This window comes from Achromobacter sp. 413638, from assembly GCF_043119405.1.
Lineage (GTDB): Bacteria > Pseudomonadota > Gammaproteobacteria > Burkholderiales > Burkholderiaceae_B > Achromobacter.
This window is the reverse complement of the sequence record NZ_JBICCO010000037.1, coordinates 24,172-49,183: the sequence shown is the minus strand read 5'-3', so window position 1 is coordinate 49,183 and position 25,012 is coordinate 24,172. Positions and strand designations below refer to the sequence as shown.

The following is a 25,012-nucleotide window of genomic DNA, read 5'->3' as shown; positions in this document are numbered from 1 at the left end:
CCCGAACGAGAAGACTCCGTGACCGATACCGCCGCCAACCGCTACGCCCGCCTGGAAGCCAACCTGCCGCTGCTCAAGGACACCCTGCGGGGCATCGAGAAAGAAGGCCTGCGCGTGGACGGCCAGGGCAAGCTGGCCCTGACGCCCCACCCCGCCCGCCTGGGCTCGGCGCTGACCAACGAACACGTCACCACGGACTACTCCGAGTCGCTGCTGGAACTGATCACCGGCACCCACCGCGACGTCGACGCGCTGCTGGGTGAGCTTAGCGATACCCACCGCCACGTCTACAGCGTACTGGGCCAGGAGCTGATCTGGAACCAGTCCATGCCGGCCACGCTGCCCGGCGAGGCGGACATCCCCATCGCCTGGTACGGCACCTCCAATACCGGCATGCTCAAGCACGTCTACCGCCGTGGCCTGGCCGAGCGCTATGGCAAGACCATGCAGTGCATCGCCGGCGTGCATTACAACTACTCGCTGGCCGACGGGCTGTGGGACGTGCTGGACACCGCGCCCGGCACCACCCAGGACCGCCGCTCGCGCGGCTATATCGGGCTGATCCGCAACTTCACCCGCTATTCCTGGCTGCTGATGTACCTGTTCGGCGCGGCGCCGGCGCTGGCGCGTGATTTCCTGCGCGGCCACGAACACCCGCTGCAAAGCCTGGGCGACCACACGCTGTACCTGCCGCACGCCACCAGCCTGCGCATGAGCGACCTGGGCTACCAGAACAAGGCCCAGTCGCAGCTCAAGCTCTGCTACAACGACCTGGACACCTTCCTGGGCCGCCTGTTCGATGCCGTCACCCAGCCCTGGCCCGATTACCAGAAGATCGGCACCCACCGCGACGGCCAGTGGATCCAGCTCAACACCAACGTGCTGCAGATCGAAAACGAGTACTACTCGAGCATCCGCCCCAAGCGCGCCACCGGCCGCTGCGAGCGCCCGATCACCGCGCTGGCCGAGCGCGGCGTGCAGTACGTGGAAGTGCGCTGCCTGGACATCGACCCCTACGCGCCGGTCGGCATCCAGGCCGAGACCGGCCGCTTCGTCGATGCCTTCCTGCTGTTCTGCGCCGCATCCGACAGCCCCTACTTCCCCGCCAGCGGTTATTGCCAGCGCAGCGCCGACAACTTCTCCACCGTCGTCAAGGAAGGCCGCAAGCCCGGCCTGCAACTGGACCGCGAAGGCCAGCCCGTGAGCCTGGCGCAATGGGGCAACGAACTGCTGGACCGCATCGCGCCCTACGCCGCCCTGTATGACTCGGCGCTGGGCGGCGACGCCTACGCCCGCGCGCTGGCCGCCCAGCGCGCCAAGCTCGGCGATCCCGATGCCACGCCCTCGGCGCGCCTGCTGCGCGAGCTGGTCGACGGCGGCGTCTCGTTCCACGACTACTCGCTGGACCTGAGCCGCAAGCACGCCGAGACGCTGCGCGCGCAGCCGCTGCCCGCCGCGACGGCCGCCGCCTATGAGCAGGCCGCGCGCGACTCGGCCGCCGAGCAGATCCGCATCGAGCAGGCCGACACGGAGGATTTCGACACCTATGTCGCCCGTTACCACGCCGCGCTCAAGGCGCCGCGCAAATAAGGCGTATCGTTAGGGTTTTGGTCCGAGGCGCGGCGATGCCCGCCGGCGGGCCGGTCGTTCGTCACACCAGGAGGTCTTACTCATGCGCCGCATCGCAACCGCCCTGCTGGCCCTGGCCGCCAGCATGGCCAGCGTCGCCCACGCCGCCCCGCCGCCCATGCAAACCGTGGAGTCGGTGGACCTGAAACGCTACGCCGGCATGTGGTACGAAATCGCCAACTTCCCCATGGTGTTCCAACGCGACTGCGTGGGCGACACCACGGCCGAATACACGCTGCATCCGGACGGCAGCGTGGGCGTGAACAACCGCTGCCGCAACAAGGACGGCGAGGTCGATTCCGCGTCCGGCACGGCCACCGTGGTCGAAGGCAGCAACAACGCCAAGCTGGAAGTCACGTTCCTGCCCCCCTTCAAGGGCGACTACTGGATCATCGGCCTGGACCCGGAATACCGCTGGGCCGTGGTCGGCACGCCCGACCGCAAGTATCTGTGGATCCTGTCGCGCTCGCCCCAGCTGCCGCAGGAAGAGCTGGACCGCGCGCTGGCCGCCGCCAAGGCGCAGGGCTATCAGCTGGATGAGCTGCGGTATACGCCGCAGAAGTAGCGTTCACGTCTCCCCCAGCCATCATTTTCTGAGAGCGCCTCGTCGCGCAAGCCCGGCGCGCAGCCCCCACGCAGCTCATGTCCCCAGACGCCTCGCGCCAGGCCTCTGGGCATGATGCACAACTCAGCGCAACCGGGCGAAATCCTGCGTGGAGTCATCGAGGCATTGGGCCTGGCTGGCGATGCAGGCCAACTACGACTTGTGGCAGGCGCAACAGCATGAGCAGCCGCCGGTACGGTCATTGGCGGCCACGGACTGATATTTCGCAGGAAGACGCGCAACGCTTCGGGACTGGCGCTCACCGCAGCCCCATCATCTCCAAGGTCGCCTGCGTCAGATCGCTGTCCGGATCCTCCAGCTCATTGACCAGATCGAAGTGATTGCACTGCGGCGTGGCGATGCGCGTGGCCGACAGGCCGGCGGCGCGCCAGGCGGCCTCATAGGCATCGGTCTGATTCTTGAAACCCTGCGTCTCCAGGCCGCCCACGGCCAGCAGCATGGGACCGGCCTGCGCGGGCAGGTGAAAGATCGGGCTTTGCAGCCTGGCCTGCTCGGGCGTCAGGCGCAGCCAGTCGTTGACGCTGATGTCGCACAGCGGGCGCAGGTCGAACAGGCCGCTCAGGGCCAGCGTGCCCTTGATCACATCGTCCGGCACGCCGTAGCGCGCCTGCCAGTCCGGCGCAGCCAGCATGCCCGCCAGATGGCCGCCGGCCGAACTGCCGCTGACGTAGATGCGCGCGGGATCCACGCCATAGGCGGCGGCGTTGCGGTACAGCCAGGCCACGGCGGAGCGGACCTCGCGCACCACCTCGGGCAGCGTGGCTTCGGGCAGCAGCGTGTACTCCAGCGTGGCCACGGCGGCGCCGGCCGCGTTGAACGCCTCGGCCATGACGGGCGCGTCTTCCTTGCGCTGCGAGCGCCAGTAGCCGCCATGGATGAACACGAACAGCGGCGCCGACGCCTGCGCGGCGGCCGGCAGGAACAGGTCCAGCCTTTCGTCCTGGCCCATGCCGTACCGCAGGTTCAGCACGCCCGGCCGGCGCGTGCGCACGCGCGCCGCCGATTCCGCGTAGCGGCGCACGCAGGCGTCGAAATCCGCGACCGAGGCGCGCGCGTTGTACTGCACCTCGCGCTCGGCGATCGAGGCGAAGAAGAGATCGGGAGTGGCGTCACACATGAAGGGCCTGCCTGTCCTGGGTCGAGATGATGTGTTCGATGAACTGCGCGGTCTTGCGGTAATGCGCGGCCAGCATGGCCGCCGACTTGTCGGCGTCGCGCGACAGCGCCGCGTCCAGCAGCTGGCGGTGCTCGTCGTCGACATTGCGCTCCGGCCCGTAGGCGGTCGCGCCGGCGCGCGCCGGGCGGCGGTAGCGCTCGGTCTGCGCATACAGCTGCGTGGACAGATCCAGCAGCCAGTGCGAGCGGCAGGCCCCGATCAGCGCGTGGTGGAAATCCAGGTGGCGCGCTTCCAGCAGCTCTTCCAGTTCCTGGTCCGGCGGGACGGCCTCGCCGGCTCGCTGCGCGGCCAGCGTCAGCGCGTGATAGGCGCCCACCAGCCGCGCCTCCCAGGCGTCGTCGGCGTTGCCCAATGAACGCCGCAGCGCCTCGCAATCGATCAGGATGCGGGTTTCGCAGGCGTCCCACATTTCCTCGACCGACAGCGGCGCGATGCGAAAACCGCGCGAGGTGGTGCTGACCACCATGCGCTCGCTGCGCAGGCGGTTGAGCGCCTCGCGGATGGGCGAAAAGCTGCTGCCGTAGCGCTGCTTGAGCAGCTCCAGGCGCAGCGACTGGCCCGGCGCGAAGGCGCCGCTCATGATGTCCCGCCGCAGCAGCCGGTAGACCTGCTCGGACAGCGTGATTTCTTCTATTTCGGGGCTTCCGTCCGACCCGGGCTCGTCCAGGCGGGACGCTTTGATTCTTGGTCTCAAGATGCTCTCCAGACAGGCGGCTTGGTCCGCGCGCGGCGCGGGCGCGCCGGCGAGCCGGCCGCGCGGCGTGCGCGGCTGGCTGATTGCGGCCGCTGCGGCGCGGCGACGCGCGGGCGGCTCATTCTACCCGCGCGCCCTGGCCTCGGCCGGCGTCTTGCCCTCGTCCAACCCCTCGTCCAGCCCCTCGTTCAGGTCCGGCTCCTGTCCGTCGTCAAAGCGGGCGGCCCGCAGCGGCCGGCGGTTCACCCGCAGGTCGAACACGTCGAAGCGGTTGTAGTGGCCCACGATGTCGTGCATCTGTCGCGGCTGGATGCAGCGCGACAGGTCGATGTCGGCATAGACGATGCCTTCATCATCGATCAGCGGTTCGCCGATGACACGGCCGTCCGGCCCGATGATGCCGGAGAACGCGCTGTTGCGGCGGGCCAGCGTCTCGCGGGCCTGCGGGTGGCTGGCGCCGATGGCATCCTGAATCTCTTTCGAGATCGTGGAGCAGGACACCACGGTGAACACCTTGCCCTCGAAGCTGTGGGCCGAGGCCCGCAACCGGATCGCCTCGGCCATGTCGTAGTCGGGCGGCGCCACCGGCAGCGAGATGTAGCTGGCCACGTGCACCATCTCGCCCTGCGCCAGCAGCGAGAAGCGCGCCAGGGTGTTGGTGTTCTCGCCGCAGGCCAGGCCGCCCAGCTTGCCGACCGGGGTGTCGTACACGCGCAGCGACTCGCCGTCGCCGTGCGCCCAGGTCAGCTTCTCGGCCCAGGTCGGCACCAGCTTGCGATGCCGGCCCAGGATGCGGCCTTCGTCGCTGATGAACACCATGGTGTTGTAGATGGTGCTGACGCCATGGCGGCTGCGCTCGTTCACGCCCATCACTACGTGGACGCGATGCTGGCGCGCGGCCTGGGCGATGCGGCGGATTTCCGGGCCGGGCAGTTCGATGGCGCTGCGGCACAGCTTCTCGAACCAGGGGCTGGCCTCGACCGGGTTCATCACCCAGCTCCAGTACGGATAGGCCGAGATGTAGACCTCCGGGAACGCGACCAGCTTGGCGCCGTTGCCGGCGGCCTCGGATATCAACGCGCAGGCCTTGTCGACGGTGGCGTCGGTGTCCAGGAATACCGGCGCGGCCTGGACCGCGGCGGCCTTGAATACAGGCAGGTTCAACATGCGTTCGTCTCCGTTCAGATGCCCAGGTAGCGCTGCGCCAGTTCCGGCTGCGCCGACAGCTCGGCGGGTTTGCCGGACCAGGCTACGCGCCCCTTGTCCACGATGTAATGCCGGTCGACCAGGGTGGCCATTTCCGGCAGGTTCTTGTCGATCACCAGGATGGTCTGGCCCTCGGCCTTCAATGCGCGCAGGCAACGCCAGATTTCCTGGCGGATCAGCGGCGCCAGGCCTTCGGTGGCCTCGTCCAGGATCAGCAGCTTGGGATTGGTCATCAGCGCGCGGCCGACCACCAGCATCTGCTGCTCGCCGCCGGACAGCGTGCGCGAGGACTGGCCGCTGCGTTCCTTCAGCCTGGGAAACAGTTCATACACGCGCTCCAGCGACCAACCGCCGGACGCGGGCCGCGCCGTGGCCACCAGGTTCTCGCGCACGCTCAGCGAACCGAACACGCGCCGCCCCTCGGGCACCAGGCCCACGCCCAGGCGCGCCACCGCGCTGGGCGCCGAGCGGCCCAGCACGCGGCCACGGAAGGTCACGCTGCCGCCGGTGGCGGGCAGCATGCCCATCAGCGTCTTGACGGTGGTGGTCTTGCCCATGCCATTGCGGCCGATCAGCGAGATGACTTCGCCCTCGCTGGCCTCGAAGGCCATGCCGAACAGCACCTTGCTGGACCCGTACCCGCCGGTCAGCTCCTCAACCTTCAACATGCGCTTCTCCCAAAGCCCGCGCCTCGCCGGCGCTTTCCTCGCCCAGGTAGGCGGCGCGCACCTCCGGATGGCGGCGCACCGCGTCGGGCGGCCCGCTGAACACCACCTTGCCGTACACCAGCACGCTGATGCGGTCGGCCAGCGCGAACACGGCGTCCATGTCGTGCTCGACCAGCAGGATGCCGTACTGCCCCTTCATGCCTTGCAGCAGCCGGGTCATGCGGGCCGATTCCTCCGGCCCCATGCCGGCCATGGGCTCGTCCAGCAGCAGCAATCGCGGCGAGCGGGCCAGCGCCACGGCCAGCTCCAGCTGGCGCTTCTCGCCATGCGCCAGGTCGGCGGTGCGCACATGGCGGCGGTCGCGCAGGCCCACGTGCTCCAGCCAGCCCAACGCCTGCTCCTTGAGCCCGGCGTCGCGGCGCGGGTCGGACCAGAGCTGAAAGGCCCGGCCGGTCTTGAGCATGCAGGACAGGATCACGTTCTCCAGCGCCGTGTATTCCTGGCACAGCTCGGTGATCTGGAACGAGCGGCCCAGACCCAGCCGCGCCCGCTCGAAGGCGCGCAGCGCCGTCACGTCGCGGCCGTCCAGGTGGATGGAGCCGGAATCGGGCCGGATCTCGCCGCAGATCTGCGCGATCAGCGTGGACTTGCCTGCGCCGTTCGGGCCGATGATGGCATGGATCTCGCCGGCGCGCACGTCCAGGTCCACGCCGTTGGTGGCCACCACCGCGTCGAAGGCCTTGCGCAGGCCGGACAGGCGCAGCAGCGCGCCGGCCTCACCATGAGCAGCAGCGTCGCCATCGCGACTGTTTCTACCGGGGCCGCGCGGATCCGGCTCCGCCGGTCCGCCGAGGCGCCCCCTTGAGGGGGAAGCGCGCAGCGCTTCGGGGGTGGGCTTAATCAGCATGGCGCGTCTCCAAGAGGCTGCCGAACAAGCCCTTTTGGCCGCACAGCACCACCAGCACCAGGATCGGCCCCATGTACAGCAGCCAGTGCTCGGTCAGCGATGTCAGCACCTGCTCCAGCCCCAGGAACACGGCGGCGCCGGCGATCGGCCCCAGCAGCGTGCCCACGCCGCCCAGGATCACGATGGCCATCAGCTCGCCCGACTTGGTCCAGGCGGCCATGTCCGGCGTCACCAGGCCGGCATAGTTGGCCCACAGCACGCCGGCCAGGCCGGTGCCCACCGCCGACAGCACGAAGGCCCCCAGACGGTACGGCGTGGGCGCCACGCCCAGATTCAGCGCGCGCCGCTCGCTCTGGCGCAGCGCCTGCAGCACCATGCCGAAGCGCGAGCTGGTGATGCGCATGCACAGGAGCGTCCAGGCCGTCAGCAGCGCCAGGCACACGTAGTAGAAAACCAGCGGGCTTTCCAGGTTGATGCCCGGCAGCGTGTTGCGCGCCGAGATCATCAGCCCGTCGTCGCCGCCGTAGAACTGCAGCGACACCAGGATGAAATACACCATCTGCCCGAACGCCAGCGTGATCATGATGAACTGCACGCCGCGCGTGCGCAGCGCCAGATAGCCGAAGACCCAGCCAGCCAGCGCGCACACCGCCAGCGCGATCGGCCAGACCACCAGCGCCGCGTTGCTGCCGGCCCAGCCGAAGATGGGTCCGGCCTCGGACGTGTGGAAGGCGATGATGCCCACGGCGTAGCCGCCCAGGCCGAAGAACATGGCGTGACCGAAGCTCACCATGGCGCCGTAGCCGATCACCAGGTCCAGGCTGACGGCGGCCAGGCCGTAGATCAGGAAGCGCGTCACCACGCCGATCAGGAACGGCGAGCCCGATGCCGCCGCCGCGGCCGGCAGCAGGATCAGCAGGGCCAGCCCCGCCAGGCCCCAGCGGCCGCGATTGGAAAGTGTCATGCCCATGCTCATCCTCGCGCCGGGAACAACCCGCCCGGCTTGGCGATCAGCACGATCGCCATCAGTACGTAAATGCTGGCCGAGGCCAGGCCCGCGGCCAGCGGATCGGCGGTGGCCGGCGAGAACACCGCGCCCAGCAGCTGCGGCAGAAAGGCGCGCCCCAGGCTGTCCACCATGCCCACCAGCAGCGCGCCGGCCAGCGCCCCGCGCACCGAGCCCACGCCGCCGATCACGATGACCACGAAGGTGGTGATCAGGATGCGCTCGCCCATGCCGATCTCGACGGCCAGCAGCGGCGCGGCCATCACGCCCGCCAGGCCGCACAGCAGCGCGCCCAGGCCGAACACCAGGGTGTAGAGTTTCTTGATATCCATGCCCAGCGCGTCGACCATCTCGCGGTCGTCGGCGCCGGCGCGGATCAGCATGCCGACGCGGGTGCGGTTGACCAGCCACCACAGGCCCAGCGCCACGGCCGCGCCGATGGCGATGAAGGCCAGCCGGATGATCGGGTACTGGAAGCCCGGCGCCAGCGTCGCCGCGCCTTCCAGGAAGGACGGGATGCCGACCAGCGGCGGACGGCGGCCGAAGATCAGGCTGACCGCCTCGTTGCTGAACAGCAGCAGGCCGAAGGTGGCCAGCACCTGGTACAGGTGATCGCGCTTGTAGAGCCGGCGTATCACCAGGATCTCGACCGTCAGGCCGTACAGCCCCGCCCCCAGCAGCGCCGCCAGTACGCCCGCGAGGAACGAGCCGGTGGTGCCGATGGCGTAGGCGGCGCAGTACGCGCCCACCATGTAGAACGAGCCGTGGGTCAGGTTGACCACGCCCATGATCCCGAAGATCAGGGTCAGTCCGGCCGCCAGCATGAACAGCATGGCGCCGAACTGCAGCCCGTTGAGCAACTGCTCGAACAATAGCGTCATGACGGCATCTTGCAGAGTTGGGCGTAGGCGTCCTTGTCATCGGACACCAGCTTGCGGACCAGGCGCGGCGACAGGCTGCCGTCGGCGCCCTTCTCGACGCGCATCAGGTACAGGTCCTGGATCGGGTGCTGGTTGACGTTCATGCTGAACTTGCCGCGCAGCGAGGCGAACTCGGGCTTGCGCAGCGCGGCGCGGAATTCGGCCGCCTTGGACAGGTCGCCGCCGGTGGCCTTCAGGCCCGCGCCGATCAGCTGGGCCGTGTCGTAGGCCTGCATGGCGTAGTCGGTGGGCGCGCGGCCATAGGCCTTCTTGAACGCTTCCACGAAGGCCTTGGACTGCGGATTGTCGAAGTCCATCGACCAGATGCCAGTGGTGTAGGCGCCCAGCGAGGCGTCGCCGGTGGCCTGGATCATGCGGGCATCCATCGAGAAGCTGGGCATCAGCATGGGGATGGTCTTGTTCAGCCCGGCCGCCGCGTACTGCTTGACGAAGTTGATGCCGGTGCCGCCGGGATGGAACTGGTAGATCGCGTCGGGCGCCAGCGAACGCAGCCGCGCCAGCTCGACCGAGAAGTCCGACTGGTCGAGCTTGGTGTAGATCTCGGCCGCGACCTCGCCCTTGTAGGTGCGCTTGAAGCCTTCGATGGCGTCGCGCCCGGCCTGGTAGTTCGGCGCGAGCAGCACCACGCGCTTGTAGCCCAGTTCGTTGGCCGCCACGCCGCCGGCGGTGTGGAAGGCGTCGTTCTGGTAGGACGCGACGAAGTAGTTGGGATCGCACTTCTCGCCGGCGAAGTTCGACGGTCCGGGGTTCAGGCTGACGTAGAACGCGCCCGACTTCACCACGCCCGGCACGACTGCCGCCAGCACGTTCGAGAAGTTCACGCCGGTGTAGAGCCTGACGCCCGATTGCAGCAGCCGGTCGGCGGCCTGCTTGGCGTTGGCGGGCTTGAGCCCGTCGTCCTCGATCACCAGCTCGACCGGCACGCCGCCCAGCTTGCCGCCGCCCTGCTGGATGGCCAGGTTGAAGGCGTCGCGCTCGTCCTCGCCGATGTACCCGGCCGGCGTGGACAGCGTGGCGATGAAGCCGATCTTCACCGGACCAGCCGCCTGCGCCGACGCGCCCGCGGCCAGCGCCAGGCATCCCAGGATCATTTTGCAGTTCATGTTTTTCCCCTTGGAGACTGCATGGCCCGGCGTCTCGCGCCGGGCGGATTGATTGCGTGGAATGCCGGCCTTTACACGGCCACGACCGGATGGCGCAGCGTGCCGATGCCCTCGACGCCGGCCTCGACCACGTCGCCCGGCCACAGCCATTCCTGCGGGCTGCGACCCGCGCCCACGCCTTCCGGCGTGCCGGTGGCGATGATGTCGCCCGGCTCCAGCGTGATCCCGGCGCTGATGTCCGAGATCAGGAACGGCACCTTGAACAGCATGTGGCGCGTGTTCGAGCCCTGCTTCTTCTCGCCGTTCACCGTGAGCCACAGGTCCAGCTTCTGCGGATCCGGGATCTCGTCGGCGGTCACGATGCAGGGACCGAACGGCGCATAGGTGTCCTGGCCCTTGGAATAGATCCACTGGCCGGCGCGGCGGCAGTCGCGCGCGCTCATGTCCAGCATCACGCTATAGCCGAACACGTAGGACAGCGCGTCGGCCTCGGCCACGCGCGCGGCGCGCCGGCCCATGATCACGGCCAGCTCGACTTCCCAGTCCAGCTGCTGCGTGATGCGGGCGTTGTGCTCGATCGCATCGCCCGGGCCGATCACGGTGGTGGGCGGCTTGGAGAAGATCACCGGCTGCTTGGGCAGGTCGGCGGACGTATCCAGCGTGCGGCTGGACTCCTCGACGTGCTCGACATAGTTCAGGCCGATGCCGAAGATGTTCTTGCGCGGGCGCGGGATGGGCGCCAGCAGCTTGACGTTCTCCTGCGGCAGCGCGGCGCCCACGGGCCAGGCGCCACGGAACTGTTCGAGCAGGCGCGCGGCCTGCGCCAGCGCGGCCGGGCCCAGGTCGATGAAGCTCAGCATGTCATCGGGCAGCGCCACGCCGCCGGCCTGTCCCAGCAGGGCCAGGTCGATCACATAGCCGTCGGCCAGCGCGCCAAGACGGCCGGCGGCGGCGGGATGGGCGCGAAAAGTCACCAAGCGCATAGGAACTCCAGAAAATTCAAGACGAGTGGATACGGGCGTCCCGGCGGGCCGGGGCGTCGGAGAGAAAATCGTTGTTGGAACCGCGTCAGATCAGCGTCTGATGACCGTCGTTGTCCTTGAGCGCCTCTTCGCGGTACAGCGACAGCGCGCGCATGACCGGCAGGTCGTTGAAACAGAACAGGCAGGCGTCGTCGTTCGAGGACAGGTTGACGTGCTCGTGCATGGCCCAGGACGGCACGCAGAAGATGTCGCGCTCGGTCCAGTCGTAGCGCCGGCCCTCGATGATGGAATAGCCGCTGCCCTTGGCCACCTGGTAGATGAAGCTGCCGGTGTGGCGGTGCGCCTTGGTGTGTTCGCCCGGCCGCAGCAGCTGCATGCTGGCGCCGATGGTCGGCATCACCGGCCCGCCGGTCATGGGATTCACGTACTCCAGCAGCACGCCGTCATAGGGGCTGCCGGCGGTGACGCGCGCGTAGCGGCGCAGCGCCTCGTAGGTGGGCTCCCATTCGTATTTGAACAGCGGCGAGTAGGGCTTGGTCCAGCCCGAGGCCTGCGGACGCAGCGCCACGCCGCCCCAGGTGGCGGTGGTGTCGTCGACCGGATGCGTGACGGCCTGGTTCAGGTCCGGATGCACGGCATAGAAGCCGGCTTCCAGCGCGTTGACCAGCGGGATGTCCAGGCCGTCCTGCCAGATGCAGGTGGTGCCGTCCTCGGACACGCCGTGCTCGTGCCAGGTGCCGTTGGGCGTGAGCACGAAGTCGTTCGCGCCCAGCGTCATCTTGTGGCCGTCGACGATGGTGTACGCGCCGCTGCCTTCCATGATGAAGCGCAGCGCCGAATGCGAGTGCGCGTGCGCCGAGGCCAGCTCGCCGGGCTTCATCACCTGCAGGCCCGAGTACAGCCAGCCCACGGCGGCGGCCACGTCGCGGCGGCCGGGATTGTTCAGGTAGATCACGCGGCGGCCGGCTTCCTCGGGCGAGACCAGCTCGGCCGAGCGCAGCACGTGGCCGCGCAGGTCCTGGTAGCGCCAGACCACAGGCACCGAGGCCGAGCGCGGCGCCCAGGGTTCGATCTTGTTCGCCACCGTCCACAGCGCCCCTGTCTCCAGCCGCGCCAGCTCCTGGTAATAGGCGACGCGCTCCGGCGAGTCGGCCACATTGGCGCGGCCTGCCCGGTCTTCGCGGTATGCGTCGTACCTGTTCGTCTCCATCCCAGCCTCTTTTTATAAAAAGATTTAGATTTTCGAAAATATTAAATCCGGGGATGGCGCCTGATCAAGAATCGCGCGCTAGGGGTTTTCCTGGGGACAATCAGCCTGCAAAAAATACTGTACAAAATCACAGTTGTCCTGATACATTGCGCTCGCCTGTGCAACCCGTCGCCTGGAGACGCTCATGTCCGAAGCCGCTCACGTCATGCAATACATCGTCGTACCCTATCGCGCCGCCGCCGGCGGCGTCGCCCCCGGCGAGATCCGCCCCGCCAGCAGCGAGTTCGGCGCGATCCGCATCGCCAATTCCATGGCGGCGAAATTCGCCGGCGTGGCCGCCTACGAGGTCATGGTGGACAAGGAAACCGGCGACATGGGATCGCCTCGCATCCTGGCGCAGATCGGCACCGTGCCCGCGCTGGACGATTGAGCCGGCGGCGCATGAACGGACGGGCCGGCGCCCGTCCGGCCTGACACGGCCCGAGGTCGGGAAAGCCATGAGCCGCTACGGCTTGCGCCGCTCGCGCGCGCATGGGTAAGGTGGGCGCCTGCCGTCGCGGCATCCACCGGAGACGAAACCTTGGCCCGACTTCACCGCTTCCTGTCGCGCTGCGCGCTCGTCGCCTGCACGTTCGGCCTGCCCGCCGCCGCCCAGACCCCGCCCGTCAAGCTGGTGGTCGGCGCACCGCCCGGCGGCACCACGGACACCGTGGCCCGCAACATCGGCCAGCACATGAGCCAGACGCTCCGGCGCACCGTCGTGATCGAGAACCGTCCCGGCGCCGGCGGCAACATCGCCGCCGACTACGTCGCCAAGAGCGCGCCCGACGGCAACACGCTGCTGGTCACCTTCACGAGCTTTTCGATCAACGCCTCGCTGTACCGCAAGCTGCCCTTCGACCCGGTCCGCGACTTCACACCCATCAGCATGCTGGCCCGGGTGCCCAGCGTGCTGGTGACGCGCAAGGACTTCCCCGCTCAGGACATGGCCACCTTCGTCGAACAGGTCCGGGCGCATCCTGGCAAGTACACGATGGCGGTCGGCGCGCTGGGCTCGTCGCTGCACATGGCCGGCGAGCGCATGAAGATGATGGCCGGGCTGGATATCCTGAATGTGCCCTACAAGGGCACGGCGCCGGCGATCAGCGACCTGCTCGGTGGCCAGGTCGACATGATGGTCGCCAGTTCGCTCAACGCGCAGCCGCATATCAAGTCCGGCGCGCTCAAGGCGCTGGGCCTGACCAGCCCGCAGCCGCTGCCGCAGTTTCCCGGCGTGCCGCCCATCGGCGACACGATCAAGGGCTTTGAATCGAATGCCTGGTTCGCGCTGTTCGGCCCGGCAGGCATGCCGGCCGACGTTGTGGCGGCGCTCAACGACGCGGCGCGCCATGCCGTGGCGTCGCCGGATTTCCGTCGCCTGCTCGACGCCGAGGCCGCCACCGCGGTCAGCAGCAGCCCGCAGGAACTGGACGCCTTCGTGCGGCAGGACATCACGCGCTACGCCGAGATCGTCAAGTTCACGGGCGCGACGCTGGACTGAGCGCCGGGGATCGGCGTCGGCATGCAGTGACCGGAATCGGCCGCTGCCGGCGGCCTTCAGCCAGCCTTGCCCGCATCGATGGTCAGCCTGTCCTGCGTCATCAGCGATTCGACAGACTCCACGTTCATCGGCTTGCCCAGCAAAAAGCCCTGCAGCGAATGGCAGCCCAATTCGGTCAGGAACTCGCGCTGTTCGGGCGTTTCCACGCCTTCGGCCACGACCTGCACCTTCAAGGCGTTGCCGAGCGCGATGATGGCCGACACGATGGCGGCGTCCTCGGTGTCCTGCTCCAGGTCTCGCACGAAGCCGCGATCGATCTTCAATTCCGTGGCCGGCAGGCGCTTCAGGTATAGCAGGCTGGAATAGCCGGTGCCGAAGTCATCGATGGAAATGCGCACGCCCATCTCGTGCAGCTGCTGCAGGATGGCCAGGCTCGCATCGGCGTTCTTCATGGCGGTGGATTCCGTGACCTCCAGCGTCAGATAGCTGGCGTCCAGGCCATGACGCCGCAGCACGTCGGACACGGTCCCCACCAGGTCCGGATGACCGAACTGCACCGCCGACAGGTTGACCGCCACGCTCCAGCGAATACCGTGTTCCCGGTGCCAGGCCGCCAGTTGCCGGCAGGCTTCGTTCAGCACCCACTTGCCCAGCGGAATCACCAGTCCGGTCTTCTCCACGATGGGGATGAACTCGTCCGGCATCAACAGGCCCAGCGTGGGATGCTGCCAGCGCACCAGCGCCTCGACGCCGATGATGGGGCCGTCGGGCGCCATGAACTTGGGCTGGTAGTGCAGTCGCAATTCGCTGTTTTCCAGCGCGCGGCGCATGTCCTGCACCAGCTGCAGCTGGCGATGCACATTGGCGTTCATCGACGACTGGAAGAAGCAGTACGTATCCCGGCCCATGCCCTTGGCGTGGTACATGGCCGCGTCGGCGTTGGTCAGCAGGTCGTCCTGGTCGATGCCGTCGTTGGGATAGATGGCGATGCCAATGCTCAGCGAGATGGCGAGCTGATGGATATCGATGCGGAACGGCTCGCGGATCGCCTCGATCAGGTCTTCCGCCAGGCGGCCCGCGCTGGCCGGATCCATGTTGAGCGCCAGGATCACGAACTCGTCGCCGCCCATGCGGGCGACGGTGTCTTCCTCGCGCAGGGCGCCGCGTATGCGCTGCGCCACTTCGATCAGCAGCAGATCGCCCACGTGATGGCCGTAGACGTCGTTGATGGCCTTGAAGCCGTCCAGGTCCAGGAACATCAGCGCGAAAGTCAGGTCCTTGTCGCGCCGCGCCGTGCGCAGCGCCTGCTTGAGCCGGTCATCCAGCAGCAGGCGGTTGGCCAGCTTGGTCAGGTTGTCGTGCAGCGCCAGATAGGTCAGTTCCTCGTTCGCCTTGACCAGGGAACTGGACAACGTCGAGGTCGTGGTCTCCAGCCGCAGGTCCTGCAGCGACACCAGCAGCGCCGTGCCCATCACCGACATGGTGACCGTGATGATGAACAACGCCAGCCATTCCGGGCTGAGACCGCCGGCGAAGGCGCCGCAGATGCTGCCCAGCGGGAAATTGGCGGCCGCCATGCCCGTGTAGTGCATGCCGACGATGGCGATGCCCATGACCACGGCGCCCAGCAGGCGCATGCGCCGCACGCGCGTGGTGTTGTGCCGGAGATTGAACGCGATCCACAGCGCCGCGCCCGATGCCAGCACCGCGATGAGGATGGAAAGCGCGAACAGGGCCGGGTCGTAGGCGATGCCCGGCGCCATGCGCATGGCGATCATGCCGGTGTAGTGCATGCCGGCCACGCCGGCGCCCATCAGCAGCGCGCCCACCGCCAGCTTCTGCCAGGGCAGGCGCTCCTGGCAAACCAGGTGCAGCGAATAGGCGGAAAACGCGATGGCGATCAGCAGCGACATCAGCGTGATCCACGGGTCGTAGCCCAGCGGGATCGGCAGGCTGAAGGCCAGCATGCCGACAAAATGCATGGACCAGATGCCCAGGCCCATCGCCGATGCCCCGCCGGCGAGCCAGTATTTCGCGGCCCGCCCACGGACATTGCTGATCCTCCCCGCCATGTCCAGCGCCGTATACGACGCAACAATCGCAACAATTAAAGAAAGAAAAACCAGGAGGGGACTGTATTCACCGATCAGCATCGCTATTCCTGCAAGCCTGCGGCCCGGCTTCGATCTTGCCGGCCCCGCAGTGAGCCAATGCTACCAGCGGATTGATCACGGAAGCACCGGCGCGATGCGCGCGCTGGCGGCTTTTCATGCTTCTGTTGTTTTTTTCTGGCAAACGGGAGGAAAAGACGCCAGGGCGCGCGTGGCGGCGCGATTTCGCGTCATGGCGCGTATTCGATTACTCGCAATATTGCCGGTATCTGGATCCGTTCAATGTTCGAACTGCGCGACGGCATTTTCCAAAAGACCCTTCATGCCGCCGCGCGACATGCCGCGGATACCATCCAATCCCTGCAGGAGCCCGCCATGCGGACGGGCTCCGTCACCGCTACCAGCGATAACTCAGGTTGAGCATGCCGCCATAGCCGCGCTCCTTGCCGCCTGCCGTGCCCACGAGCTGGGCCGACACCTGCACATTGCGCGCAATGCTCGCCTGGGCGCCGAGCTTGAGTTCCAGCGCGTTGCGCGCCTGGGCGACGTCCAGCGTGTTCGACCCCATGCGCACCGACGGCGAGCCGGCATTGCGGATCCAGTTCGCTTCCAGGAACGGCTGGATCCTGGCGGGCGCGGCGTCCGGCGCGGGCTTGGGATAGATGCGCACGCCGGCGCGCATCACGGTATCGCTGCGCGAACCGTTGCGCATGCGCATGCCTTGCAGCGTGGCATCTTCGGCCTTGTCGCGGCTGTGGATGAGCTGCGCCTTGGGTTCCACCACGATATCGGCCAGCGCCGAACCGGCCGCGAAAGGCTTGAAGGCATAGCCGGTTTCCAGCGAGGCGGTCCAGACGCTGGAGCCATAGCGCGCGGTGCCCAGTTCACTGCTGACGCGGTTGTCGTAGCGCCCGTATTGCAACCAGGCATCGGCATAGGCGCCCAGGCGCGTGACGTCATTGGCATACACGGTGGCGTACAGGCCGGCGGCATAGCCGGAAACCGAGCCGGTGGCGCGCACTCGTGTCCTTGCCTGCGCGCCGGGCAGGCGCAGCGTGGAAGTCGAGCGCGTGCGCGCATCGCCATAGCCGGCCATCAGGCCGATGCGCAGCGCTGCATCAGCGCCGAGCGGGGCGCGCAGCAAGTCCACGCCCAGTTGCGCCATGGCGCTGTCGGTCTCGATATCGACGCGACCCTCGGCCATGCGCAGGCCGCTGTCGTGGCCTCCATGGATGCGGGTCCACAGCGCGCGCCCGGCGCTGCCCGCATCGGCGTCGGCGGCACGGGCGTCGCGGTCGCGCAGGCTGTGCGAGAACAGGCGCAAGGCGGCGCGCCGGTTGCCGGCCCAGGCACCGCTTTCCGGCGAGACGTTCCTGTCGCCCGCGCCTTCTGTCGGAGGCAGGGTAACGCCGGGGTCTGTCGGATCGGCAGGATCGGTGGGGTCCACCGGATCGGAGGGGTCGATGGGACCGGGCGGCGGCGCGTCCGAGGACGTCAGATACCAGTCGTCCGCCACGCCAGCATTGCCACCACGCACCAGGCTGTAGTCGTAGCCGTTCAGGGCCAGCGTGCCCGCGCTGGCGCGGTAGCCGGTCGAACCCGCATCCAGATGGAAGGCATTGGCGGCCGTGGTGCCGCCGTTCACGGTCTGGACCAGACGGATGCCGTAGGTGGTATAGGCACCCGTGCCGCCGGCGTTGATCACGCGCAGGCCCGTGTCGCCGCTGGCGCTTCCGCCGTCGATGACCAGCCTGTCGGTGGGCGAGCTGTCGTCGCCCAGCTGGCTGTTGAGCACCAGCGTGCCGCCGCCTTCGTAGTTCTGGACGGTCAGCGTCTTGAAGCCGTCGACGCCCGGCGAAGAAAAGGCCACGGTGCCGGCATTGCTCAAGGTGCCCAGCGTGGAATCGCCGCGCACGTTCCACGTGCTCGTGCCGTCCAGCGCCAGGCTGTTGACGCGTCCCGTTCCACTCTCCCTGATGGCGCCGGACAGCGTGCTGCCATTGCTCAGGCGCATGTCCAGCGTGCCGCTGGCGGCGATGACGTGGCCGTTCAGCGCAGAAGCGCTGGCGCTCAGATCGACCTGCCCGGTTTCCACCATCGTGACGACGCCGCCGCTGGTGACCTTGGCCGGGCGTATGTGCAGCAGCACGCCGTCCTCGGCCTTGCCGCCCTGGCGCGCCATGATGTCGGCATCTTCCAGCATCACACGGTGATCGCCGCCGCTCACCTGCAGGCCGATGCCGTCCTGCGTATCAATGACCGTGCCGGGCCCCAACGCGAGCGTATTATCCGCGTCGGCGCGGGTCGTGTAGCTCCAGATTCCGTGCGCATCGGCGCCCATGGCACTGATGCGCACGCCGTTCAGGGAAAAATGACTGGATCGTCCGGGCGTCTGGCCGATGTTTCCGTTACCCGCGACCAGGCCGATCGCGCCATCGCCTCGGGTGGTCAGGCGAGTATCCCGCAGCGTGACCTCGGCGCCCATGCCCCGGGAAATCAGCCCGTAGGCGCCCGTGCCGTAGGTGTCGATCAGGCTGTCGCTCAAGCGAGTGTCGCCGCCCGCCATGTCGATGCCGATGCCCGTGGATTCGACGGTCAGTCTTTCCGCCTCCAGTTCGCGGGCCAGGCGATGGGAGAACACAATGCCCTGACCCTGGCTGCCCAGGGCCGTTATGGACACATCGCTCAGCCTGGCATAGCTGTCCCCGCTACCGCCGCGTATGCCATAGCCACTTTCGGATGTCAGGGTCGCCCCTGACAGCACCGCGCCGGAAGCTTCTCCGATCTCGATCGCGTTCCGCTCGGCATGCACTTCCAGCGCCTGCGCATCCAGCAGGCTGACACTGTTCAACTGCATGCCGATGCCGCCTCGGATCGTCACGTCCTTCAGCGCCGCCTGTGAACTGGACAGGTACACGCCGACGCCCGGCGTGAAAATACCAGCATCCTTCAGGTCGATCTGCGCCCCCTGGCTGCCGACCACGCCTGTTCGCCCCTGTTCCGACGCATTGGTGATCGTCACGCCGTCGGCCTTGAGCGTCGAGCCGACGCCGTTCACCCGGATCCCGTTGGCGAAATCCCCGTGCGTGGTGACTTCGACATTCTTCAGTGTGACGAGGGCGCCCCGTTCCACCTGCACGCCGTCGGCATTGATGCCGTGGGTGACCAGGCGGGAGTCGGTGGCGGTGATGGCGCTGCCGGCGTCCTCGGCGTGCAGCGCATGGCCGCCCCGGCTTCGGTCGCCTTCCGTGGTGACGGTGCTATCCAGCAGCGTGACGGTCCCGCCGCCGGTGGCGCGCACGCCCACGGGGTTGGCCAGGAGGTTGCCGTCGTTGGGCCGGGACGTGCTGATGGTGACGCCCTCGGCATGAACGCTATTGCCCGCAACGGAAACATCCACCGCGGCGCCCAGACCCGTGAGCTGGTCCGCGTTGGTGACGGTATCGCCGGGACGCAGGAAGATTTCGCTGGAGCCCGAGGGATCGTTGACCAGGATATGGTCGTAGTCAGTCGCCCAGGAAGCATGAGGCAGGACCGGCAGCGCTGCGGCAAGCACGGCCCGCATGATGGGATGAAGATGACGTCGCATGGCTAGGGATCGGGCCGCGAGCGCAGGGCGCCGGCGCGTACCACAAGCCAATCACGAAGTGGAAAAGGGTACTGTCCGGCGCCCTGCGAGCAGCGGCGTAGTGAAGGAAGCCCTCATCTTCTTTGCCGCAACCTACGAGCAACACCGGATAATTCTTAAACGTCATGCAACGAATGACAATTTCGTTAGTGTTTGTACGAAGCTCAAAAATGATTTGAACTTGTATTTGGAACTGATGGGTTTGCGCTCTTGATGCCCGCGACGCAGGCGGCAAGATCAGTCGCCGGGTTCGCCTGGGCAGCGGTTGCCGTATGACGGCCGCCAGGACGATGCGTCGAACTTCTTGCATGAACGGATCCGATACGCGTCCGTCAGCACGGACCAACGCGAACCGGCGTCATGGCATGCCAACAGACCAAAGTCCGAATCGCCTGGCGGCTTGTTCGACGCACGCGCGCATCAGCCGCGCCGCAAATGGGCTGGGGCTGGACGGCAGGGAAACTCAGCGGGGGAATTTGACCGGGGCGCAGGCGAGGCGGCAATTGCGCGTCACGAGTGCGCATCACAAATTGCGCATCACGCCTGGCATTGGAAATGAAATGGTGGCGCGCCCGACAGGAATCGAATCTGTACAAGCGCAAATTAGTGCCAATTAGTGCGACGTTAGCGGGTAGATGGCCGCATTTTGCCCGCATGAATTCGCACTAATTGGCGCATTTGGTCCCGATTTTGGGCACACAACCCCGGCGGTCCCACCGGGTACTCGTCCTGCCCATCTACTCCAACCGGACCGGGCCGCTCAATCTTTGAGCAGCAAGCGCGTCTCGGAGGCACCCATTCCAGGATCCCCATGATGTCATTCGCCTCGGCGGCCGCACGCCGTTCTTCCGGTGCGCCCCTAGACTTCCCATCTGCAGCGCGCGCAGCCCGGCACGCCGCACGGCTGTGGTTCATATCTGACACCCTGCTCACCGCCGCACAATTTCGCGACGAGCAGCTCCGCGCCCACTGCAATGGCCGCGAGGACTCCCCCGTTGAGCTGCGCGTCCGAATTGACATCTTCCGTCGCGTCTTCGCAGCAGAAATTGGCAAGATCGTCGTCGAAGAAGGAAGATTCCGTGCGATCCCTGCTTGAACGCCCCGTGTCCTTCCGGCTGTCGGCCGAAGCCTATGAACGGTATGAGGTCGAAGCGGCGCGGGCCGGCATCAGTGTCTCGAAATACCTGCGCGATCGCCTCGACGCTGATGACTTTCTCTCGGACCAGGTCGCGCAACTGCGCCTGATCCTGCTCGACAATGCTGCCCCCGCACATAGTGGCGGCGATCTTTTTCCCCTCCTACTTGAACTGCTTCTGCTTGCGCGCCGGCAAACACCGCCTGGCGAGCTGCGTGCGATTCGAGCAGAACTCGAGCGCCAGGGCATTGCGACCTGGACGCCAAACAGCCAAGTCGAGGGCTAACCCCGCCCTTCCCAGTAACTACCCGGCATCCGCTGCGGTAAGCCTCGTCCCATTTTCCCCGGAGTTCTCTCATGCAAACGCCAGCCCTGGCCGCCACCCTCTTGGCGGCTGGCTTGCTGTCGGCCTGCGGTTTTACGCCACCCGCACCGCCCAAGCCTTCCGATTCCAACCGCATCGCCATCAACCGCGTAGATCCCCGCCTGGTTGGGCAGGAGTCCGGCACCGTGGCCCCGACGCCTGCCGTTGTCGGCACCCAAATCACCGCCTCCGGCCCTGTTACGCCAACTGTCAGGCCCGGCGCGATGCCAAGTTCAGCAGCGCCCGCAGCGCAGCCATCCCCCATGACCGTTGCCGTGGTGCCGATTCCCGTGCCGTCGGCGCCGGAGCCGGTGCAAAAGCAAGCTGTCGATGCGCCCGTAGCACCGGCAACTGCGGCGTCTCAACCTGTCACACCGCCACTGGCCCCGGCGACGCAATCGGCGACAGCAGCACCGCCGACCGCCACCTCGGCCACGCCGACCACTGCGGCTGACCCGACGCCCCTCGAGCCGGCCAAGGCCGCCCTCCAAGAGCCCGCGCCTGTGGTGCAAACGGTAGCCGTCGCCACGGCCAGCTCCACGCCCACCGATGCCGCCAGAAACGAACCGGCCGCCGAACCACCGGCCAAGCCGCCGGTCATCAAACGACTCTGGCACATCTCCCCGTCCGACGGCACCGTGCGCCAGGCGCTCACGCGCTGGGCGGCAGCAGAGAACTGGACCTTCGGCCCCGACCAGTGGGAGCTGACCTTTGACCTGCCCATCCAGGCCCCGGCCGAGTTCGAAGCCGAATCGTTCCAAGAAGCCACGCAGACGCTCTCGCAGGCCATCGCAATGACCGAATCGCCCGTGCGGCCGTGCTTCTACGCCAACCGGGTACTGCGCATGATCCCGTTTAACCGCAGTTGCAACCGTGCGCCCGCAGCCTCCTCGCATTGACCGCGACGCTGGCCTCGCCCGCGCGTCAGACCTCTCCAGGATCCTCATCCATGACCGCACTCCACTCTGTGACGGCCAGTCTCGCCCTGCTTGCGCTGGCCGGCTGCTCCGCTCTCCAGTCCACCGACCGCATCGCCGAGCGAGCTGACACTCAAGAATCCAGCCACCGCCGGACCTTGCAAGCCTTCAAGGATCAGGCGGCCGATCCCGACCGCGCCAAGGGTCAGGTCGTCGAGCTGCCCTGGATCGCCGGCCGCCCGCAGCCTCTTGCCCGCGAGGTCGCGCTTCCGCCAGCGCTGCGTGCCAACGTCAACACCACCATGCTGTTCGAAAACAGCGCCACGGACCTCAAGACGTTGGCCGAGCGCATTCAGCTGGCCACCGGCATCCTGACCCAGGTCGCACCCGACGCCCTGCTGCCCTCCGAGTACTTCCTGCCGCGGCTGGGCAGCGACCAGCTGGCGGTGCCGTCCAGCAATAGCGCTGGCGCCGACGTCCTAGTTCCGGCGCTGGTGCCCACACTGACGCCTGCATTGACCCCAGCCGCGGCCATCGACCGCGACGCCGGTCCCACGCTGCCGCATGGCGTGGCGCGCACCAAGATGGAGCCGTTGCCGGCGGGCAAGGCGCCGCTCGCCTCCGTCCTGGACTCCATCACGCTGCGCCTGGGCGTCTACTGGCGCTATGACGACAAGGTGGGCGCCATCCGGTTCTACCGGACCGAGACGCGCACGTTCAATGTACGGGCGTTGGCCATGGCGACGGAGGCCAGCCTGGAGCTCGGCCTGTCCGGATCGGGCGGCTCGAATAATTCCAGCGGTCAGTTCGCCTCGCAAAACCGTTCCAAGTACTCCGCCGGCCAGGCCAAGCCCGCCGACGCCGTGCTCGCCAAGGTCAGTCAATATCTGACGCGCGCCGGTGTCGTGAAGGCTGCCGATGGCGCGGCCAGCAGCATCGTCGTCACCGACACCAAGGATGCGCTGGACGACGTCGCACGATTCATTGAGGCGGAAAATCGGGTCCTGTCGCGCAGTGTGCGCATGGTGTTCGAAGAAATCACCGTGCAACGCGACCACACCAGCCAGGCGGCAGTCGACTGGCAACTGCTGTTCAACAGCCTGGGGCGCGCGAACCTCGCCACCGGCGCAGCGCCGGGCGCGCTACTGGACACGTCCAAGGCGGCCGGCTCGCTCGGCGCCACGGTCGGTGCCGGCCCTTTTGCCGGATCCAAGCTGATTCTGAGCGCGCTCAACGAGATCGGCACCGTGGTGCGCCACACCAGTATTCCGATCTTGGCGGCCAACCTGCGTCCTGTGACCCGTGCGCTGCGCGAGACCTTCCCCTACGTAAAGGACCTGCAGCAGACGCAGAGCACCTCGAACACCTCGGCGCCGACGGTGACTGTCACCCAGGATGAGAAGACCATTGGCACGTTCTTAACTGTCGTGCCCAACGCCCAGGATGACGGTCGAGTGCTCCTGACCGTCTCGTATGACGACACCCGCCTGATCGGCGGTCTCAAGAAGGAAGTGTTCGGCTCGCCCGAGAACCCGTCCTTCGTTCAGCAACCGCGCATCGGCGGCCAGGGCGCCATCCAGCAGGTCGAGCTGCGCCCTGGGCAGCCGGTCGTGATCGGCGGCTACGAACAGGCGGCGGGCAATGCGACGCGCCGGCGCCTGGACGAGAAGGCCCCGATGCTCCTCGGCGGCTCGGACGCCGCGCAGGATCAGCAGCTGCTGACCGTGTTGGTCGTAACTGCGATCCCTGAAGAAGGATTCTGACCGTGGACAAACGATCTCCTCGCCGCTCGAGCAGCCGACCGCCCAGTCGGCAGAACTACCGCCTAGTTCCGATTGCCGGCACGCCGAACCAGCTGGTGCTGGGCGTAACCTGGCAGACGCTGTTGGGCGAGGATCTCGCCCGCGAAGCGCTGCGCACCGCGCGCGAGGCGGGTGCGACGCACTACACGCAGAGTGGGGCGCGCAGCCCGGCCGTGGGCCTACTCACAGCCAGCGGACGCGAGAACCGCGCTCAAGCCCGCACCCGGCTCTTTTCTGCGGCGGCCGCCTTCGCCCAACCCCATCCCCACGGCACGCACGTCGTCTCCTGCGCGCTGGCCGACGCCGCCATCTGGTTCGCCGTGGTAGTCGATGGTGTCGTACAAGCGGGCGGTGATCGCGTACTGACCAGTCCCGCTGAGGCGCAGGCGGCGCTGGCTGAAGCGACCGCGCGCTACGGTGAATTACAAATCCACAGCAATGAGGTGCCGGGCGCGCGTCCCTTCTCGTTGCAGCAGCTCACGAGCCTGGCCAACGAGCAGTCGGCCCTGAAGCGCGCCGCCTTCAAGTTCTCGATGGTCTCGCCCGCCTGGTGGGCGGCCCTGGGGCTGCTGCTCGCGTACTTGGCCTGGGATGCGGGCGCATCGTGGTGGCAAGAGCGGCAGGTCCGCGCGCGTGAGCGCGCCCAGGCCATGCACCCCGTCGTAGACGCGACCGCCCTGTGGAATCAGGCGCTCAGCGCCTGGGCGCGAACGGTCCGGGTCGATGGCGAGGCGGGGCTGGCGCAACTCTTGGCTGCGGTGGCTCAAGCACCCGTGGCGCCGGGCCGCTGGCGCCTCGTGGAAATCGATTGCCAGCCCGCCGCCGCGTCATGCTCGGCCGTCTACCGCCGCACCCGGCTGGCGGACAACCACACGCTGCAAGCAGGATTGCCTGCGGACTGGAGGATTGAACGGGTCGACCTAGATACGGCCAAGGTGCACTGGCCCATCGCGGCCAAGCCGGCGGCCAGCACGGGGGCCGCCGCCCTGACGATCGCAACGCTCCCCACGGCCCAGGCGCTAGATGCCACCTGGATGCCGAGCTGGCAGGCGCTACGGCCGGCGCTGGCGGATTTCACACTGGGGCCGGCGGCGGAGGTTTCCATCCCGGTACCCAATATCAAACTGCCAAACGGCCTGGAGCAACCCGTCGCGCTGCCAGCTGGCTTCACGCTGCCCCAGGGACGGGCGCTGGTGACCAACGCGCCCTTGCGCTCGCTTTACGCCCTGGCGCTGCCGCCGACCACCGTGGTCACGCAGCTGCAGGTCCGCTACACGCCGGACACGCTGCCGAATCTTGCGGCCAGCCGCTTCATGGCCACCTTGAAAGGAACAATCTATGTGCAATCGCCCTGACCCTGCGCGGC

21 protein-coding genes are annotated in these 25,012 nt (G+C 67.5%); 9 read left to right on the top strand and 12 right to left on the bottom strand.

Annotated features, from left to right (window positions below; genetic code table 11):
• The first annotated feature begins 18 nt into the window (after positions 1-18).
• Positions 19-1,590, top strand: coding sequence for a glutamate--cysteine ligase (gene gshA / locus ACEU5R_RS16590; RefSeq protein ID WP_103272202.1), 1,572 nt, complete (start codon positions 19-21; stop codon positions 1,588-1,590).
• Positions 1,591-1,672: 82 nt separating this feature from the next.
• Positions 1,673-2,194, top strand: coding sequence for a lipocalin family protein (locus ACEU5R_RS16585; protein WP_392410889.1), 522 nt, complete (start codon positions 1,673-1,675; stop codon positions 2,192-2,194).
• A gap of 298 nt (positions 2,195-2,492) precedes the next feature.
• Here ACEU5R_RS16585 and ACEU5R_RS16580 read toward each other — a convergent pair whose 3' ends face one another.
• The 10 genes from ACEU5R_RS16580 to ACEU5R_RS16535 all read right to left on the bottom strand — a co-directional run bounded on the left by ACEU5R_RS16580 (position 2,493) and on the right by ACEU5R_RS16535 (position 12,149).
• Positions 2,493-3,371 carry an alpha/beta hydrolase gene (locus tag ACEU5R_RS16580; protein WP_392410888.1) on the bottom strand — a complete coding sequence of 293 codons (879 nt, stop codon included), beginning with the start codon at positions 3,369-3,371 and terminating at the stop codon, positions 2,493-2,495.
• Positions 3,364-4,125, bottom strand: coding sequence for a GntR family transcriptional regulator (locus ACEU5R_RS16575; RefSeq protein WP_392410887.1), 762 nt, complete (start codon positions 4,123-4,125; stop codon positions 3,364-3,366). The genes ACEU5R_RS16580 and ACEU5R_RS16575 overlap by 8 nt, the downstream gene beginning before the upstream one ends.
• Before the next feature lie 123 nt (positions 4,126-4,248).
• A complete protein-coding gene (locus ACEU5R_RS16570; protein ID WP_392410886.1) occupies positions 4,249-5,292 on the bottom strand; it encodes a carbon-nitrogen hydrolase family protein in 1,044 nt (347 codons plus the stop codon).
• A 14-nt stretch (positions 5,293-5,306) separates the two neighbouring features.
• Complete coding sequence (locus ACEU5R_RS16565; RefSeq protein WP_103272197.1) at positions 5,307-5,999, bottom strand: ABC transporter ATP-binding protein; 693 nt, start codon at positions 5,997-5,999, stop codon at positions 5,307-5,309.
• Positions 5,986-6,906, bottom strand: coding sequence for an ABC transporter ATP-binding protein (locus ACEU5R_RS16560; protein WP_392410885.1), 921 nt, complete (start codon positions 6,904-6,906; stop codon positions 5,986-5,988). Before ACEU5R_RS16560 ends, ACEU5R_RS16565 begins: the two co-directional genes overlap by 14 nt.
• Positions 6,896-7,876: a branched-chain amino acid ABC transporter permease gene (locus tag ACEU5R_RS16555; protein ID WP_249205167.1), complete on the bottom strand. Its 981-nt coding sequence runs from the start codon at positions 7,874-7,876 to the stop codon at positions 6,896-6,898. The genes ACEU5R_RS16560 and ACEU5R_RS16555 overlap by 11 nt, the downstream gene beginning before the upstream one ends.
• Positions 7,877-7,878: 2 nt before the next feature.
• A complete protein-coding gene (locus tag ACEU5R_RS16550; RefSeq protein WP_103272195.1) occupies positions 7,879-8,793 on the bottom strand; it encodes a branched-chain amino acid ABC transporter permease in 915 nt (304 codons plus the stop codon).
• The gene (locus ACEU5R_RS16545) at positions 8,790-9,956 is read right to left on the bottom strand and encodes an ABC transporter substrate-binding protein (protein ID WP_103272194.1); all 1,167 of its coding nucleotides are present in this window, start codon (positions 9,954-9,956) and stop codon (positions 8,790-8,792) included. The genes ACEU5R_RS16550 and ACEU5R_RS16545 overlap by 4 nt, the downstream gene beginning before the upstream one ends.
• 71 nt (positions 9,957-10,027) lie before the next feature.
• Positions 10,028-10,939, bottom strand: a complete 912-nt coding sequence (locus tag ACEU5R_RS16540; RefSeq protein ID WP_103272193.1) for a fumarylacetoacetate hydrolase family protein — start codon at positions 10,937-10,939, stop codon at positions 10,028-10,030.
• A gap of 85 nt (positions 10,940-11,024) precedes the next feature.
• A complete protein-coding gene (locus ACEU5R_RS16535) occupies positions 11,025-12,149 on the bottom strand; it encodes a cupin domain-containing protein (RefSeq protein WP_212318006.1) in 1,125 nt (374 codons plus the stop codon).
• Positions 12,150-12,333: 184 nt separating this feature from the next.
• On the opposite strand from ACEU5R_RS16535, the gene ACEU5R_RS16530 reads away from it, so the two are divergent.
• Positions 12,334-12,579, top strand: a complete 246-nt coding sequence (locus ACEU5R_RS16530) for a hypothetical protein (RefSeq protein ID WP_103272191.1) — start codon at positions 12,334-12,336, stop codon at positions 12,577-12,579.
• A 150-nt stretch (positions 12,580-12,729) separates the two neighbouring features.
• Entirely contained in the window at positions 12,730-13,689 is a 960-nt protein-coding gene (locus ACEU5R_RS16525; protein WP_392410884.1) for a Bug family tripartite tricarboxylate transporter substrate binding protein, read from the top strand.
• A 56-nt stretch (positions 13,690-13,745) separates the two neighbouring features.
• Here the strand turns inward: ACEU5R_RS16525 and ACEU5R_RS16520 are convergent, their stop codons facing one another.
• Together ACEU5R_RS16520 and ACEU5R_RS16515 are read right to left on the bottom strand one after the other, a co-directional pair.
• Entirely contained in the window at positions 13,746-15,842 is a 2,097-nt protein-coding gene (locus ACEU5R_RS16520) for a putative bifunctional diguanylate cyclase/phosphodiesterase (protein ID WP_392410883.1), read from the bottom strand.
• A gap of 355 nt (positions 15,843-16,197) precedes the next feature.
• Positions 16,198-19,389, bottom strand: coding sequence for an autotransporter outer membrane beta-barrel domain-containing protein (locus ACEU5R_RS16515; RefSeq protein WP_392410882.1), 3,192 nt, complete (start codon positions 19,387-19,389; stop codon positions 16,198-16,200).
• An 850-nt stretch (positions 19,390-20,239) separates the two neighbouring features.
• On the opposite strand from ACEU5R_RS16515, the gene ACEU5R_RS16510 reads away from it, so the two are divergent.
• The 5 genes from ACEU5R_RS16510 (at position 20,240) to ACEU5R_RS16490 (ending at position 25,001) form a co-directional block, all read left to right on the top strand.
• Positions 20,240-20,524, top strand: a complete 285-nt coding sequence (locus ACEU5R_RS16510; protein ID WP_392410881.1) for a hypothetical protein — start codon at positions 20,240-20,242, stop codon at positions 20,522-20,524.
• A complete protein-coding gene (locus ACEU5R_RS16505) occupies positions 20,508-20,849 on the top strand; it encodes a hypothetical protein (protein WP_392410880.1) in 342 nt (113 codons plus the stop codon). The genes ACEU5R_RS16510 and ACEU5R_RS16505 overlap by 17 nt, the downstream gene beginning before the upstream one ends.
• A gap of 71 nt (positions 20,850-20,920) precedes the next feature.
• Positions 20,921-21,826, top strand: a complete 906-nt coding sequence (locus tag ACEU5R_RS16500; protein ID WP_392410879.1) for a TcpQ domain-containing protein — start codon at positions 20,921-20,923, stop codon at positions 21,824-21,826.
• A 50-nt stretch (positions 21,827-21,876) separates the two neighbouring features.
• Positions 21,877-23,607 carry a hypothetical protein gene (locus tag ACEU5R_RS16495; protein ID WP_392410878.1) on the top strand — a complete coding sequence of 577 codons (1,731 nt, stop codon included), beginning with the start codon at positions 21,877-21,879 and terminating at the stop codon, positions 23,605-23,607.
• 2 nt (positions 23,608-23,609) lie between these two features.
• Positions 23,610-25,001: a hypothetical protein gene (locus ACEU5R_RS16490; RefSeq protein WP_392410877.1), complete on the top strand. Its 1,392-nt coding sequence runs from the start codon at positions 23,610-23,612 to the stop codon at positions 24,999-25,001.
• Positions 25,002-25,012: the final 11 nt, after the last annotated feature.

Bases quoted from the DNA above. Each gene is read 5' to 3' on its own strand.
- ACEU5R_RS16585 (WP_392410889.1), top strand. From the start codon at position 1,673: ATGCGCCGCATCGCAACCGCCCTGCTGGCCCTGGCCGCCAGCATGGCC.
- ACEU5R_RS16580 (WP_392410888.1), bottom strand. From the start codon at position 3,371: ATGTGTGACGCCACTCCCGATCTCTTCTTCGCCTCGATCGCCGAGCGC.
- ACEU5R_RS16570 (WP_392410886.1), bottom strand. From the start codon at position 5,292: ATGTTGAACCTGCCTGTATTCAAGGCCGCCGCGGTCCAGGCCGCGCCG.
- ACEU5R_RS16565 (WP_103272197.1), bottom strand. From the start codon at position 5,999: ATGTTGAAGGTTGAGGAGCTGACCGGCGGGTACGGGTCCAGCAAGGTG.
- ACEU5R_RS16560 (WP_392410885.1), bottom strand. From the start codon at position 6,906: ATGCTGATTAAGCCCACCCCCGAAGCGCTGCGCGCTTCCCCCTCAAGG.
- ACEU5R_RS16555 (WP_249205167.1), bottom strand. From the start codon at position 7,876: ATGGGCATGACACTTTCCAATCGCGGCCGCTGGGGCCTGGCGGGGCTG.
- ACEU5R_RS16550 (WP_103272195.1), bottom strand. From the start codon at position 8,793: ATGACGCTATTGTTCGAGCAGTTGCTCAACGGGCTGCAGTTCGGCGCC.
- ACEU5R_RS16545 (WP_103272194.1), bottom strand. From the start codon at position 9,956: ATGAACTGCAAAATGATCCTGGGATGCCTGGCGCTGGCCGCGGGCGCG.
- ACEU5R_RS16540 (WP_103272193.1), bottom strand. From the start codon at position 10,939: ATGCGCTTGGTGACTTTTCGCGCCCATCCCGCCGCCGCCGGCCGTCTT.
- ACEU5R_RS16535 (WP_212318006.1), bottom strand. From the start codon at position 12,149: ATGGAGACGAACAGGTACGACGCATACCGCGAAGACCGGGCAGGCCGC.
- ACEU5R_RS16530 (WP_103272191.1), top strand. From the start codon at position 12,334: ATGTCCGAAGCCGCTCACGTCATGCAATACATCGTCGTACCCTATCGC.
- ACEU5R_RS16520 (WP_392410883.1), bottom strand. From the start codon at position 15,842: ATGCTGATCGGTGAATACAGTCCCCTCCTGGTTTTTCTTTCTTTAATT.
- ACEU5R_RS16515 (WP_392410882.1), bottom strand. From the start codon at position 19,389: ATGCGACGTCATCTTCATCCCATCATGCGGGCCGTGCTTGCCGCAGCG.
- ACEU5R_RS16510 (WP_392410881.1), top strand. From the start codon at position 20,240: ATGATGTCATTCGCCTCGGCGGCCGCACGCCGTTCTTCCGGTGCGCCC.
- ACEU5R_RS16500 (WP_392410879.1), top strand. From the start codon at position 20,921: ATGCAAACGCCAGCCCTGGCCGCCACCCTCTTGGCGGCTGGCTTGCTG.
- ACEU5R_RS16495 (WP_392410878.1), top strand. From the start codon at position 21,877: ATGACCGCACTCCACTCTGTGACGGCCAGTCTCGCCCTGCTTGCGCTG.